The organism is Sulfurisphaera tokodaii str. 7 (assembly GCF_000011205.1).
Taxonomy (GTDB): domain Archaea; phylum Thermoproteota; class Thermoprotei_A; order Sulfolobales; family Sulfolobaceae; genus Sulfurisphaera; species Sulfurisphaera tokodaii.
This window is the reverse complement of the sequence record NC_003106.2, coordinates 328,600-343,431: the sequence shown is the minus strand read 5'-3', so window position 1 is coordinate 343,431 and position 14,832 is coordinate 328,600. Positions and strand designations below refer to the sequence as shown.

Genomic DNA, 14,832 nt, shown 5'->3' with positions numbered 1-14,832 from the left:
CAAAACACTAACAGAAAATTTTTTATATAAGCACTTCTTATGTGCTTTCAGCGGTGGAAAAAATGTCAACCACAGCTACAGTTGCAACTACACCTGAAGGTATTCCAGTTATTATATTAAAAGAAGGGTCAAGTAGAACTTATGGCAAAGAAGCATTAAGAATAAACATAGCCGCTGTAAAAGCTGTAGAAGAAGCTCTAAAAAGTACTTATGGACCTAGAGGAATGGATAAAATGTTAGTTGATAGTCTGGGTGATATTACTATTACAAATGATGGTGCCACAATCCTTGACAAAATGGACTTACAACATCCAGCAGCTAAATTATTAGTACAAATAGCCAAAGGACAAGATGAAGAGACAGCAGATGGTACAAAGACTGCGGTAATTCTCGCAGGAGAATTAGTTAAAAAGGCAGAAGAACTACTATATAAAGAGATTCATCCAACTATTATAGTAAGTGGATTTAAGAAGGCAGAAGAACAAGCATTAAAAACAATAGAAGAAATTGCTCAAAAGGTATCTGTCAATGATATGGATATATTAAAGAAAGTTGCTATGACATCACTAAATAGTAAAGCAGTCGCAGGTGCAAGAGAATACCTTGCAGATATAGTCGCAAAAGCAGTAACCCAAGTTGCAGAATTAAGAGGAGATAGATGGTACGTTGATCTAGATAATATACAAATAGTTAAGAAACATGGCGGTAGTATTAATGATACACAAATAATTTATGGAATTGTTGTCGATAAAGAAGTTGTTCATCCTGGAATGCCTAAGAGAGTAGAAAATGCAAAAATTGCATTGCTTGATGCTTCCTTAGAGGTAGAAAAGCCAGAATTAGATGCAGAAATCCGTATAAATGACCCTACACAAATGAAGAAATTCCTTGAGGAAGAAGAAAACTTACTGAAGGAAAAAGTAGATAAGATTGCTGCTACTGGTGCTAATGTAGTAATATGCCAGAAAGGAATTGATGAAGTCGCACAACACTATCTGGCAAAGAAAGGAATTTTGGCTGTAAGAAGAGCTAAAAAGAGTGACTTAGAAAAATTAGCCAGAGCTACTGGTGGTAGAGTAGTATCTAATATTGATGAATTAACTCCACAAGATTTAGGATATGCAGCACTAGTAGAAGAAAGAAAAGTAGGAGAAGATAAAATGGTATTTGTTGAAGGAGCTAAGAATCCCAAAGCTGTAAGTATATTAATTAGAGGAGGTTTAGAAAGAGTAGTTGATGAGACAGAAAGAGCATTAAGAGATGCTCTAGGGACTGTAGCCGATGTAATAAGGGATGGTAGAGCAGTAGCAGGTGGTGGAGCAGTAGAATTGGAAATTGCAAAAAGATTAAGGAAATATGCACCGCAAATTGGAGGCAAAGAACAGTTAGCTATTGAAGCTTATGCGTCAGCATTAGAAAACCTTGTAATGATATTAATTGAAAACGGTGGTTATGATCCTATTGATCTGTTGGTAAAACTAAGAAGTGCCCATGAGAACGAGGCAAACAAATGGTATGGTATTAATGTGTTTACTGGCCAAGTAGAAGATATGTGGAAACTTGGAGTCATAGAGCCCGCAGTAGTAAAGATGAATGCAATTAAAGCTGCAACCGAAGCTGCAACATTAATATTAAGAATTGATGATCTAATAGCTGCAGGAAAGAAGTCAGAAAGCAAAGGCGGAGAATCTAAGAGCGAAGAAAAGAAAGAAGAAGATTAAGCTACTTTTTTTACCTTTATTAGAGTTTCTTTTCTTAAATTTGGTGCAACCAATAGAGCTTCTCCTACGTCAAGCTTATCTAGTATTTGTATCTCTTCTTTTTCTAGTGATATTGAGTCAGCAATAACTTTTTTATCTACATTGGATTTAATAGAGTGAATTATCTTTATACTTGTATTCTTAATAACTTCTTGGTCAACATTAGAAGGACTCTGAGATATTATACATAGCCCTACATTGAACTTTCTAATTTCTTGTAACGCCCTATTTATTACAGTATTCACTTGGCTAAAATAGTTTTGAGCCTCCTCAATAATTATAAATATTTTTCTGTCTCTATTCTTGGTTTCTATTACATATTCTAATAAAAATTTTAATATCATTAAGCCATATAATTTTCTAAGCTTTATATTTCTAATAAAGCTTAAATCAATTATGTTTCCTCCTCTTAATTTTTCGCCTAAATCTAAGTAAGTGTAACCGCTCTCCGATGAGAAGAGTTTTTCGCCTAACCCAGAAAATATCATTATTATCTTTCTAATCAAAGCAAATTTAATATCTCTTTGCATATAGGTATTATCTGGTATATTTGCAGATATTATTTGTAAAAGTGATTTGAAACTGAATTCCTTCATCTGATTTAAGGCTTCTAAACCCAAGTAAAGTATAAACTTTTGTGGTTCGGTAAGTTCTAGAACATCACCAATCAATTCTGTTATATCCATAGTTGTTAAATCATCCATATTAATAGGATTCAGAACTAGATAATTCTTATTATTATACAAATTAAATTTAGGAAGTAAATTCTTATATTCACCATGCCAGTCTAATATTATTACATCAAATCCTTTTTTATAAAGTTCGTCAGCAATTATTGCAGCTGTATTTGACTTGCCACTTCCTGTAGATCCAAAAATTCCTATATGTCTAAAAACATCATTTGATCTTATCCCTACGGGTAGTTCAGTAGCATCTATTATATTACCTAGTTCTATGTCGTATTCTCCAATAACTACACGATTAGCTTTTATATCATATTTCATTTGACCTACATATCCTCCATATGAGACACTTCCTAAGAGTTTAGGTATTGGAAATACAGTATCTGTTTTTAATTCTACAGGTTCTAATGTGATATGAGGTGCAATACTTTCAATCATATTTTTAGTTAATATAGTTTCGTTTCTAAAACTTTCATAATCATTATCTTTTTTAGCATAAAATATAATTGCACTTCCAGGTGATGGGTCTAAAAGAGTTACTATAGCTATTTTTAAATGTCTCTCCTTATTTCTTCTAATTGTATCAATAGCTAGTTGAAGCTCAGAGTTATAATCTATCTTTCCCTCATTATTTTCTTTTCCTATTATTCTAAACCCTATGAAGTAATATTTTTGGTTATCTATTTCTATTTCATAAATGGAGTTAGTTATGACTGATTTAAGCATTATTTTTTCTATTCTATTATTAAGATTTAATTTATATATTAGTATTAATAGAGCTATAAAAATAATAGTTATAAAAATAATAAAATTATTATATTTAATTAGATGTAAAGAGATTAGTAATAGATATACACCAATAATAAAAGGAACAAAAGCAAGGTATTTCTGATTCATATAATATTGGTTCTAAACTTATATGAGAGTCTCAAGTGAATTAATAGCTATATTAGATAATTGAATTCTAGTTTCTTTGTCAATTTTCTTATAATTATTTTTCTCATTTCTGCAACATTTTATAATATACTTTTTTTGGGAAATTTTTATTTTATTTAGAATTTCATTTATATTAAGAGATCCGTATAATAATGTTAAGAAAAATATTTCAGGAGATTTTATTCTGTTTTTGTATCCTTTATCTAAATAATAAAAAAATACTTCACAAGCATGACTAGCTAAAATATCCTTCGGTATAAAATCTATGATCTGAACTATACAATTCTCATTTAATCCAATATATTTTTTAATATCATCTATACTTGAAGAGAATTCACTAATCTCCATTTTTATCCTCCATGATTAATTGGAATTATTTCTACCGTATCATTTTCACCTAGTTGCTTATTATATATCCTATAATCTCTTCCATTTATTAGAATTATATATCCAGCCCTTATTTTACCGTCATGACTTATAATATCATTCTTATCTATTTCTTTTATTAAATCTATTATATCATTATAAGAATTTTTAAGAATAATTCTATCAGTTCCAAAATAATTTACTAATGGACCTTTAAAAATAATATTTACCATATATTTACCCTTCACCCTCTATATATTCTTCTTCTACCTCATTTTTAACTTGAGTTCTTTGCATTTTTGCATATCTTGTCAAGTAACCAGCAATCCTATTTCTAACCTTTTTTGACATAACATCAACATATGCATCTACTATTTTTTTATTAGCTTGATAATCAGTGGAAATTTGATCTTTAAATTTCTCATATAATTGCATGGCTACTCTCTTTATATCTTTGGTGTACACATTGCCCACATAAATCACCTTAAATTAAGATAAAGAAAGGAAAAGAAAAAATTAATCATGACCTTGACTTTCTTCTTTAGCATAAATACTTTCTTTAGCTTTGTAAACATCTGACTCTTTTTTGAATCTATCTTTTAGTTTTTCTAAAATTAAAGGTAATGTAGTATATTCCATTTCCGTTGGTTCTAATCTATGTGGCATAAATGGACCGTGACGTCTCATATAGTCAGCAACAATATTAGCAAGACGTCTTGTTTCATCAAATGCTGGATCATCAAATAAATCTGTGGGACCAACAAGTCTTCCATTTTTCACATTAAAACCAAGTCCTAATAATCTTGGTGGACCATCAAAACGTGTAGCCTTAGCATCTCTTTGAGATACAGGCATTAAAGGACCATAATGACTACCTCTCATCCATCCAGGAACTAAATGTGGGAAAGCAAAAGCTTCTAATGCTTCACCTAAAGCTGGCAAACCATGTTGTAACCTTACTATCATAACAGGGTCGTCTTTACCTACATATTTTCCAGCTATTAAATTCAGCCTTTCTATGGAAACTACAGCAGCTAATAAGTTATCCTCGTTTCTGTATACCCTCCTTATAACATATCTAGCTGGTGTACCTATAAGTGCTAATAAATCATAGATTTCTTGAGGTGCTGAAAGCATTACTGCCTCTCCTTGATAAACGTCCAACACCTCAAACTTAAAACCACCATGCATAGTAGGATCAATAACTAAACCGGGTGTATTAAACGGATCTGCAAACATCTTATATAAGGGCAAATTATAAGCACCAGGTTCAGTCTTATCTGCCATAAAAATAGCTATAGGTTCAGATGCTCTTTCTTCAATTTCCATTTCTGCTACTCCTGGACCTAAACCTCTTACATTCCCTGAAAATGAATCTGATAGTAAATCTTGACCCGCTGCATATAAACCTAAATCTTTAGCCACCTTTGCAGCTTCTTTAAATGCGTTCCAAGCAGTTTCATGAACTTTAGTATCTAGTTCTCCTCTAGTATGAGTCATTATAAGTTGAAGATCATCACCAACATGAGTTATGTAGTAATCCAAAATTATTCCTTGCTCTTTAGCAGAAGCTAATACTTTATTAGCGGCTGCCATAGTGTCTGGATGAACTATGTGATGACCAGCTAAACTTCCTATATCCGCCTTTATTACACTTATAGTAGTTTTCATCACTCTCTTATTACTCTATACAGATAAAAACTTTATGCGGATTCTTCTTTTATAACCTTTAAAGAGTAATATTCCCCAGTTTCTTTTTGTAATCTATCTAGATAACTACCTGGCTTATTTACTCGAGGTCTTCCAGTATCCATATCTCTTCTAAATGTTATTCTTAATTCCTTTAGAAATTCATTCATACCGCTACTTAGAGTTTGTGGAGTTTTGCCTATGCCATAAAACCCTGGAGCGCCAGAAAATACCATTATTCTATCTGCTATATAATCATGTAGAGCTAAATCGTGATCTACCATAAAAGTAACGCTTTTTCTCTCCCTAGTAACTCTTTTTATCGCTTTTGCTACTATATATCGTTCTTCTACATCTAAATATGATGAAGGTTCATCAAGAACATATATATCTGCTTCCCTAGAAAGAGTTGCTGCAATATATAATTTCTGCAATTCACCACCACTTAAATCTTTTACATATGACTCTAAAATCCTATGCAAATTTAATCTTTTTATAACTTCTTCGTAGAACCACGAGGAAGAGGATAATATATCTTTTCTTACATTTTCTAAGTATTGCTGCACTGTTCCATCATAATCTGGAACAATTTTCTGAGGCTTGTATGATAATGTAAGCCCTTCTGTTAAGACCTCACCAGAATCAGGTTTTATTTCACCCACTAAAATACGCATAAAAGTTGTTTTACCAATCCCATTAGGACCTACTATACCTATTACTTCCCCTTCTCTCGCATAACCACCTTTTACTTCTAAATAAAAGCTCTCTAATTTCTTTGTAATATCTGTCCAAATAACTTTTTGTAAAGCTTGTGGGTTAAAATCTAAATCTGTAAGATCTTTCAAATTGAACTTTATTTCCTCTTGTCTTATTTTTACGTTTTCAGCTGGTAAATAACCTCTTAAGAAATTATTAATTCCTACTCTATTGCTATATGTTTTAGAAACCCTTCCATAAACAGAGCTTTTGCCATATATAATGTTTACTAAATCTGCTAAATAATCTAGGACAATCAAATCGTGCTCTACTACCAAAACATATTTATTTTTAGTTAATTCACGTATTCCATAAGCCATATTTATTCTCTCCCTAATATCAAGATAAGACGAAGGTTCATCAAATAGGTATATATCAGCATCCTTCAATAATGTGGCTGCTATTAATAATTTCTGTAATTCACCACCACTTAAATATCTTACATCCTTTTCCCAAAAACTTTTCATATTAAGGAGTTCCCTAACCTCATCTATTTTTCCCCTTTGATCAGCTCTTTTTAGTAATTCATTTACAGTACCTTTAAGATATTTAGCTGCATATTCTACATATTGTATCTTATGTGCTACTCTTATTTTTTTATTATATAATTGATAAAAATAGTCATATATTTCTTTTCCTTTAAAATGATCTAAAACCTCGTCAGTAGTTAATTTAGCTTGAGGATCGCCAAAATTAGGAATAAGCTCACCGCTTAAAATCCTTAGAATAGTAGATTTACCAGTACTATTTTTCCCTAATATTCCTATTATATATCCTCTTTTTGGTGTTACAATTCCGAAAAGCTTGAAACCATTTATTTTATATCTGTGTATTACATCTTCGCCATACTCATCTGGAAGATTTACAATATCTATAGCCTCAAAAGGGCATTTCTTAATACATATACCACAACCGATACAAGTCTCCTCATATATTATCGGTTTTCCTTTAACTAAATCAGATAATTCAATAGCTTTACTACCTGATCTATTAATAGGACAGAAAGTAATGCATTCTAAATTACACTTATCTGGCTTACAAAAATCATAATTAATTACTGCAACTCTCATAATGACACCTAACTTAAATAAAAGTAAGAAAAAACTTTAATTTATTACCATTCTTCCTCTTCAAACTCTTCTTCTTCCCAATCTTCCTCTTCCTCAAACTCGTCAAATTCTTCTTCCCAATCTTCCTCAAAAACCAAAACCTTCACCACATCATGACATATTTAATTAACTTAAAAAATTACCTTAGGAATTTTGGTTGGCATTAAGAGTGTTAAGTATTAATAAATCCCAAAAAGTACTCTACAAAACTACAAGTTATTAGAGCAAATATTTCTAAAAAGAGTATAGTATATACTAAATAAGATATCCCCATACTTTTATAAAACCATTAATAATAAAATAATATGATAAACTCTACATATCGAATTCTTTACGCAACGTATACTACTTGTTTAGATGTAACGGTGGAGGAACGATACTTAGTGACCCATTTCCTAAGTCGCTTTGTTTTCTGAATTCATTTTTTACAACAAAAATATTTGTTATCTACTTTTAATTTAACTCATTTTTACAGCAAAAATTGACGTGATACCACAATGCGTTTAAAATTTTGCAACCATAATACTGTGAGGCGAAATGGCGGATAAACAACGTAGATATAAGTTCGGTAATTATATTTTGCGCGAAAGAAAAGGTCGGTATTATGCCTATAAGCTGGAAACGATAAACGGTGAGGTAAAAGAGCGTTACGTTGGTTCTTTAGTTGACGTAGTTGAATCATATCTAAAAATGAAATTGGGGGTCATAAGGAGTATCCTCCTACAAGCGGACCCGCCGGGATTTGAACCCGGGACCACCGGCTCCGAAGAACACATAACCTTGCATTTTAGGCTAACTTTTGCACGTGCTATTTTGCATCTAAAGCATTTCGAAAAATAATTATTCAACAAAAATGCCAAATATACATTTACTCTCGCGTGTTTTCTAAATCCTCTTGCTAAGATAACACACCTTTATCCGTTTGTATGGGGTCAAGAAGATCGCTAACTTTATTTCTCACTTCAAGGACTCTTTTCCTTACCTCATCTAATTTTGCCAACACTTCTACTTGCTTACTAGGCAAACACTCTGATAACAATTGTTCTTCCATTCCGTGCCCCCAAAACACGATGAACTCGGGATCAACATTGCATATAATTTCCCTATGCAAACCCTTATTTTGTACAAACTGAACGATAGTTAAAAGTACTGGATTCTTTTCAACATCAGACCACTTTAACTTACTGAAAAACTGCTTTAATAACTCGCTATTATAAAACACAAAGTTAATGAATAAATTGTAATTTTCTCGCGAAATATATTGCTTCAGAAATTTAATATCTTCATCGTTTAGTTCAACCTTTCGGTCCTCCGGAATAATGGTCATTGAGCCACTCTTAATCCCTGCCAAAGCCGTGTAATATAACAATCTCCATTTCGATTCCTTTAATAATTCTAAAGCACGCGGGAGTATTTTCTTGAACCTCTGCACGAGTCTGCATGAAGTATCTAAATTGGAAAATCTCAGTAACAATGAAGCGATATCGGGAGTTAACGTGAATTCATCATACTCAATTCTCTCCAAAACATATTTCCTTGGACTTTTCCCTATGCCCTTTATTCTGAAACCCTCTTCCATAAACTCCTCATTTAACTCCTTAATTAATTGCTCAACACGTCTGGGGCTAACCTTAAGCAAGTTCATTAACTCCTCCTTGCTAACCTCCTTCCTCTTAATTAATATTTCCTTTATATTATCTTTCTTATCTTTCGCTGTTTCACTCATAACTACAGTTTAGCGAAACGCAATATATTAATTTACCGCACTGCTTTCGATTTATCTCATTTCGCTTAGATTAACCTCCTTTCGCTTTACTAAACCACACGTGGGGGGTTCCTTTCGCTTTTGAATTTCCTTTCATTTCATTTTAAATTAAATCCCTTTCGCTTTATCCATGAATTTTAATATATAGCGAAATTTCAGAGATTTTATCGGTGAGAAAATGTTACTCGAAGTTAAGCAAATTGTTATTCCATCCGTGACTGTTGTAGTAGCTAAGGACCGCGTGTATGGGTTCGTGCCAAAGATTTTTTCGGAAGTTATAGAAAAAGGCAAAAAATACTATGTTTATGCTAAAATTGATGATGATGTTATCCCGATCGGCTTCAAGACCTTCTACACTGTTAATAAAAACGGAACGCTAGCCATAGGTCTTCCAAAAAATTTGTTAGACTGGACAAAAATTAAAAAAATCACGCTAATCGTGCAATTAAGTTAAAAATTAGAGGGCGTGCGTATGGCTAGTTTAAACTCTGTTAGACAGATTAAAAAATCTTCATGCCCATTTGGTAGGCATTGTTATAGCGATAGTAGTATCTGTGGAGATATGGGAAGATATGCTGAATGCCCTGAGATCAAGGTAGTAGAGGTAATACAGCGTGGATAGAGTAGAATGGGCTAAGTGGTTTATTCAGCACGGGTTTGTCGTTATACCGCTGAATAAAGATGATAAGAGACCGGCAATTGAATGGAAGGAGTATCAGGATAGAAAGCCTACTGATGAGGAGTACCAGAAATTCCTTAAGATGATTGAGGAAGGACATAATTATGCAGTCTTAGGCGGGCATAATAATTTAGTAATTTTGGACTTTGAGGATAAAGAACTATTAAAGGCGTGGATAGGAGAAGATGAGCTTACTAAACTATGCAAAAACACACTCTGTGTTAATACGGTTCACGGGGGTATCCATATTTACGTTACTGCTGATGAGATACCACCACAGAAGTTCAATCCCGCATTTATTAAAGATGGGAAAGGAATAGCAGACTTACAGAGTTTTAGGAGTTATGTTGTAGGTCCTGAGTCTTGTGTAAATCATAAAACATGCAGCACAGATAAATGCCCATGGAAGGGTCAGGACTATACCACATGCTATACTTCTATTAATAATAATGAAATAAGAAAAGCTGACCTAAAGGGCATACTTAACTTTCTAATAGAGAAGGGCAAAAAGATAGGGATTGAACCATCACGTGGGGTGATAGAATGGTTAGGTGATAGGAAGGAAGAACTAAAAGCAGAGGATAAGCATTATGAGGAGTTTATTGCTGAGCTCAAGAAGAAGAACAAATTCAAGAGTGTTGAAGAGGCTAAAAATAAGATTTGTGGGAAACTTAAACACAGTAGTTTAGAGTACAAAGTTATTTGTGAAGGAAAAACTTATGCTGATGTAGGAATTGATAGGAGTCGTGGGGACTTTAGGGTAATTAAAACATCATTATATCATGGGCTTAGGGATCCGGATCTAATACTCCAGGTTTTACCAGAGGACTCTAAGGCTAAGAATAATGAGAAGTGGGATTCACGCAAATATTTCCTGATAACTCTTAAAAACGCGTGGAGTGTAGTATCAAAGTATCTTGAGGCTAAGAATATATCAAAAGAGGATAAATCAAAAGCTAAACAAATTGTTATCGAGGCTATCGCTGAGGAAATCACGCGGGAACATAGACTTGTAACATTTAAGGGAAAGGATCAGGCTAAGGAGTACGTTATCGGCTTATTTAGATTCAGTAAGAAGAAGGGGATTTATGAACCTTTTGATGTGACTATAGAGAAAATAATTAATGATAAGTTAGAGGAGTATAGGGATTTCCCATTAGGCTCTGATAAGACACGCGTGGTTAAAAATATTAAAGATGAGATTATGAGAAGAACACTTAGACCCTTAGTTAAAGAACCAATGAGAATTGCATTTAGGAATGGCACCTTGGAGTGGAATGACAAAGATATAACTTGGTATGATACAAAGGAGAGGACATCACGCGTATATGCTTTCCATTATATACCGTGGAGTGTTAAGATTGATGAGATAATAAAATTTGAGAGGAAGGAGATAAAAGTACAAGATATTGAGAATTTAGCACGCGGTGTGTGTCCTAAGAGCTTGGAGACCTTCAAATCATGGGTTGATGATAAATGGATCTTGCTCTTTGAAGTAATTGGTTACACACTTTACCCACGGTATGACTTTAATAAAGCAGTCCTACTCGTGGGTAATGGTTCAAACGGTAAGTCCACATTTCTTAATCTACTACTGAAGATACTTGGCAAAAATAACGTGTCTGCAGTACCGCTCAAGAGGATAATTGATGGTGATAAATTTGCCTCAATAGAGTTATACCATAAATTAGCAAACATTAGCAGTGAGCTCTTTGCCTTCAAAATCACAAACACTGACACTTTTAAGAAACTCACGGGGGAGGACTATATTGAGGGGCAAAAGAAGTTCAGGGATCCTATATACTTTATCAATTATGCTAAACTGATCAACTCCACGAATGAATTGCCCGTGGTAAAAGACCAGACTTATGGATTTTGGAGAAGATGGTTAGTAATAGAATTTCCACATCAATTTGATCCTGACCCAACATTCTTTGATAGGACATTTAGTAAAGATGAAATTGAGGGGATAATCACAGTTTCAATATTAGCATTTGCACGCGTGATTCAGCAGAAGAAGTTTGATTTTGAGGATAGTAGTGCAGATATTAAAGAAAAGTGGGAAAGGGCTTCAGATACTGTTTATGCATTTATTAAAGACCTAATTGAGAGTGGGAAAGTAGAATATGACCCTAAGAACGGAAATTTGTTTGTGTCTAAGAAGAAGTTATATAGTATGTATACTGAGTGGTGTAATGAGAACGAGAAAAAGCCTGAACCTCAAAGCACATTCACGAAAAGACTTGAGAGTAGGTTCAGGATAGTAAAACAAAGGAAAAGGATAGGTGGTGAAAGGGATTGGTGTTATGTTGGGATTAAACTAAAGGAAGATAGCACGGGTGGAAATGATAGTGTGGGTGTGTCTAATTCATTAATAGAGTTATATTCACAATATAAGGGCAAAGTTAGAAGTATGAAGGACTTACAAGATGAGTTAGGACTCAGGGCTTTTGAACTATTGGATTGGTGTGAAAAGAGGAATTTATGTAGATGGATAGATGAAGAACATATGGAATTCAACTGAAATTTTGAATTTTTTTAATTGAATTTTTAAACTGTCATGTACATTTTTGGTCACGGTGTCCCAACTCAAATTGCTATTAAAATGTGAAAAAAGTTACCACGTGTTTTAAAAAATAATAGTATTTTTGGTTGGACCACTGTGACCTAAATAGTCAACCAAGTAATATTATTCCTATAAGAATAGTGATTTTCAAATATTCTTACAAAGATTAATTGAATTTATCTAACGACCCCCTCACACATAAGCCCCGTAATTTCAATTTTTATAAATTTGATGTTCTCTCTCACCGAAAAGTTTAAACAATTAAGGCTTTACGCCCTCAATACGCGGAGGCAAAGGCATATAAAGATAAAAGAACCCACGTGGAGTTTATCTAAACCTAGTCAGCATCTTCATAATAGCTATTTTGATTAGCGTCTATAATAGCTATGAATAGCTATTACGCTCATCATATGCAGTGACACGGCTTACTTTCGCGGTCCTTCTTCCTTTATATGCCCCCAATCGGAGAGATGAAGGCGGAAAGCCTAAAAATATTTGTAAAATTTAATAGCACATATCCCATGAAAGGGTAAAAATTAGTTATCAACTTTAAATGAAAAGTCTTTACGTATTGTTGTAAAATTTGGTAATTATAAAATTCGGCGTGAAGATCTTATACACCCCAGTATACCCAAAAACTAATCTATGTGCTTATTAGAGCAAAATCAGTTTGTTTTACAAATTTTGCTATCTAGCCACCTAAAAGTGGCTAGGTGCTAAATTTTGTAACCCCCCACCCCCTCCCCCACCCCTCAAACCCAACTGGTTGCATTTCAAAAACCAGTGCTTTTGCAATTTTTTGCAATTAATATTCCAATACAGCACGTGAAGGATTCAGTAGTGCCAACTTTTTAGTGGTTAATAAGAGAAGTTAGTTAAAAAATTGGAAACTTTCAGCGGAGAGATGATCACAAAACTAAAAAGTTCAGCAGTTAAGTAGAAAGATTCCGCAGAATTTCGCTGAATTCGCAATGCGAATATATATGCGGGTGCGAATTTGAAATTTGTAAGTTAGGTGAAGGGGGTGGGGGTATATACACCCGTGTCCACTTTTTAGTAGACTGCAGAAAAACACAATATACTCTGCAAATCTACAAATGATTCTACTAAAAAGTGGACTGTAAACAGTACACGTGCTTACATCAATTTCATATTTCGATATCTAAGAATATGTTGGAACAGTCTCTAAGAGGCGTGGAGCATATTTATCATAGTACTGCTGTAGTTCAATATCTGAGATTGCTAAATAATGGTTTTGTAGTATCTGAAATTGCTGTGGTGGTGCTCTACCCTGCAATAAATTCACTATCATTGGGGAAACACCTTGTTTAATCATGTAAGATGCGAAGAATGATCTTAAATCATAAAGCCTGAACTCTTTGCCCACTTTCCTCATTGCAATTTTAATCTCAGCTCTAAGCATATCCTCTCTGAATGGGAATAGTTTTGTCTTCCACGCCTCAATATCTATATTTTGGTCAGGGTTAGCCTCGGCTAATTTTCTGACGTTGAGCTCATAACGTTTAACGAAATCTTCGCGGTAAGGTAAATAAACTTCTTTTAACCATTTAGCAGTACCCTCATGAAGAAATGATATGTAAGCTCTTTTAGTCTCACTCTCCTTCATAATCCTAATAACTCTGTGCTCTAAGTCAATTTGGTCTACTCTTAAGTTTAATACTTCGCCTACTCTCAGCCCAGTTTCAGTCAAAATCAAGAAGAATGCTTTAGCACCCAAATCCTCTATATTGTTAAATATTTGTTTTAATGTATCTAAGCTCAGGCTGACGGGCTTATAATTAGTCTTAGCTTTAGGTATTTTAAATGAATCATATAACTCTCGTGCTAAGTGGCTATCCCTTGTCTTTACTACTTCTTTAATGAAGAGTTTTAATGCTTTTGCAGTGTGTCTAGCTCTACCCCTATTTTCTTCCGTTAATTCAAATATATACTCCTTTAACCTATCAGGGGTCAGTTCATTATTTAATTCTGCTAAAGCACGTGTTAAATACCTGATTATATCATCTGCTGTCTTCTTAGTTCTGGTCTCTCTAACAATCTTCTCAAACAGTTCAACATCTTCTTCTGTAACGATATAGGACTGAGATGTTTGCTTTAAATAATCTCCTAAGTATTTATAAAGTAAGGATAGGAAGAAGTTTCGAAAACCCTCATCCTTCATTGCCTTAACTACTACACTTAAAGCAGTCGTTGGATCAACTTCTACAGTCCTTAGACCATAGATCGCATCACTAATCTCTTCAACTGTTAATGTTTGAAGTGCCTTCTCAATTACCTCATCTGGTATTGTTGAAATCTGACCATTTAAATAACGATAAATAGTAGCTAAGTTAACATTGCATACTCTCGCAATATATGCCTTACCATGCTTTTCTACTGCCTTCTTAAGCACGCGGAGTCTTTGATCATAGTTTAACTTTGAAATATCGAAACTGACCATCAATATATGTTTAGCATTCAGCCTAATAAGGATTTTGCATTTTTGCCGAGATACCTTGCATT

At 33.6% G+C, this 14,832-nt stretch carries 12 protein-coding genes; 4 read left to right on the top strand and 8 right to left on the bottom strand.

The features are described from left to right. The first annotated feature begins 62 nt into the window (after positions 1-62). A complete protein-coding gene (gene thsB, locus STK_RS01815; protein WP_052846874.1) occupies positions 63-1,721 on the top strand; it encodes a thermosome subunit beta in 1,659 nt (552 codons plus the stop codon). Here the strand turns inward: thsB and STK_RS01810 are convergent. The 6 genes from STK_RS01810 to STK_RS01785 all read right to left on the bottom strand — a co-directional run bounded on the left by STK_RS01810 (position 1,718) and on the right by STK_RS01785 (position 7,260). Beyond that, entirely contained in the window at positions 1,718-3,169 is a 1,452-nt protein-coding gene (locus tag STK_RS01810) for an ATP-binding protein (RefSeq protein ID WP_232616512.1), read from the bottom strand. The genes thsB and STK_RS01810 overlap by 4 nt on opposite strands. A gap of 189 nt (positions 3,170-3,358) precedes the next feature. Next, positions 3,359-3,727, bottom strand: a complete 369-nt coding sequence (locus STK_RS01805; protein ID WP_010978278.1) for a hypothetical protein — start codon at positions 3,725-3,727, stop codon at positions 3,359-3,361. Positions 3,728-3,729: 2 nt separating this feature from the next. Continuing rightward, positions 3,730-3,978, bottom strand: a complete 249-nt coding sequence (locus STK_RS01800) for a hypothetical protein (RefSeq protein ID WP_069168171.1) — start codon at positions 3,976-3,978, stop codon at positions 3,730-3,732. 4 nt (positions 3,979-3,982) lie between these two features. Further along, positions 3,983-4,219 (bottom strand): 30S ribosomal protein S17e, encoded by a 237-nt coding sequence (locus STK_RS01795; RefSeq protein ID WP_052846873.1) that lies wholly within the window; start codon positions 4,217-4,219, stop codon positions 3,983-3,985. Positions 4,220-4,261: 42 nt separating this feature from the next. Then, the gene (gene fbp, locus STK_RS01790) at positions 4,262-5,416 is read right to left on the bottom strand and encodes a fructose-1,6-bisphosphate aldolase/phosphatase (protein ID WP_052846263.1); all 1,155 of its coding nucleotides are present in this window, start codon (positions 5,414-5,416) and stop codon (positions 4,262-4,264) included. 32 nt (positions 5,417-5,448) lie between these two features. After that, on the bottom strand, positions 5,449-7,260 hold the full coding sequence (locus tag STK_RS01785) for a ribosome biogenesis/translation initiation ATPase RLI (RefSeq protein WP_010978275.1): 1,812 nt from the start codon (positions 7,258-7,260) through the stop codon (positions 5,449-5,451). A 576-nt stretch (positions 7,261-7,836) separates the two neighbouring features. Between STK_RS01785 and STK_RS01780 the strand changes: the two genes are divergently transcribed. Continuing rightward, a complete protein-coding gene (locus STK_RS01780; protein ID WP_010978274.1) occupies positions 7,837-8,139 on the top strand; it encodes a putative integrase in 303 nt (100 codons plus the stop codon). A gap of 58 nt (positions 8,140-8,197) precedes the next feature. Here STK_RS01780 and STK_RS01775 read toward each other — a convergent pair whose 3' ends face one another. Next, positions 8,198-9,025 carry a hypothetical protein gene (locus STK_RS01775; protein ID WP_010978273.1) on the bottom strand — a complete coding sequence of 276 codons (828 nt, stop codon included), beginning with the start codon at positions 9,023-9,025 and terminating at the stop codon, positions 8,198-8,200. 217 nt (positions 9,026-9,242) lie between these two features. Here STK_RS01775 and STK_RS01770 point away from each other — a divergent pair, with 217 nt between their 5' ends. Both STK_RS01770 and STK_RS01765 read left to right on the top strand, forming a co-directional pair. Then, a complete protein-coding gene (locus STK_RS01770) occupies positions 9,243-9,518 on the top strand; it encodes a hypothetical protein (protein WP_010978272.1) in 276 nt (91 codons plus the stop codon). A gap of 160 nt (positions 9,519-9,678) precedes the next feature. Next, on the top strand, positions 9,679-12,267 hold the full coding sequence (locus STK_RS01765) for a phage/plasmid primase, P4 family (RefSeq protein WP_010978270.1): 2,589 nt from the start codon (positions 9,679-9,681) through the stop codon (positions 12,265-12,267). Between the two features lie 1,204 nt (positions 12,268-13,471). On the opposite strand, the gene STK_RS01760 is transcribed toward STK_RS01765, so the two are convergent. Then, a complete protein-coding gene (locus tag STK_RS01760; protein WP_010978269.1) occupies positions 13,472-14,770 on the bottom strand; it encodes a tyrosine-type recombinase/integrase in 1,299 nt (432 codons plus the stop codon). Positions 14,771-14,832: the final 62 nt, after the last annotated feature.

Bases quoted from the DNA above. Each gene is read 5' to 3' on its own strand.
- STK_RS01800 (WP_069168171.1), bottom strand. From the start codon at position 3,978: ATGGTAAATATTATTTTTAAAGGTCCATTAGTAAATTATTTTGGAACT.
- STK_RS01775 (WP_010978273.1), bottom strand. From the start codon at position 9,025: ATGAGTGAAACAGCGAAAGATAAGAAAGATAATATAAAGGAAATATTA.
- STK_RS01760 (WP_010978269.1), bottom strand. From the start codon at position 14,770: ATGGTCAGTTTCGATATTTCAAAGTTAAACTATGATCAAAGACTCCGC.
- STK_RS01805 (WP_010978278.1), bottom strand. From the start codon at position 3,727: ATGGAGATTAGTGAATTCTCTTCAAGTATAGATGATATTAAAAAATAT.
- STK_RS01780 (WP_010978274.1), top strand. From the start codon at position 7,837: ATGGCGGATAAACAACGTAGATATAAGTTCGGTAATTATATTTTGCGC.
- fbp (WP_052846263.1), bottom strand. From the start codon at position 5,416: ATGAAAACTACTATAAGTGTAATAAAGGCGGATATAGGAAGTTTAGCT.
- STK_RS01810 (WP_232616512.1), bottom strand. From the start codon at position 3,169: ATGCTTAAATCAGTCATAACTAACTCCATTTATGAAATAGAAATAGAT.
- thsB (WP_052846874.1), top strand. From the start codon at position 63: ATGTCAACCACAGCTACAGTTGCAACTACACCTGAAGGTATTCCAGTT.
- STK_RS01770 (WP_010978272.1), top strand. From the start codon at position 9,243: ATGTTACTCGAAGTTAAGCAAATTGTTATTCCATCCGTGACTGTTGTA.
- STK_RS01785 (WP_010978275.1), bottom strand. From the start codon at position 7,260: ATGAGAGTTGCAGTAATTAATTATGATTTTTGTAAGCCAGATAAGTGT.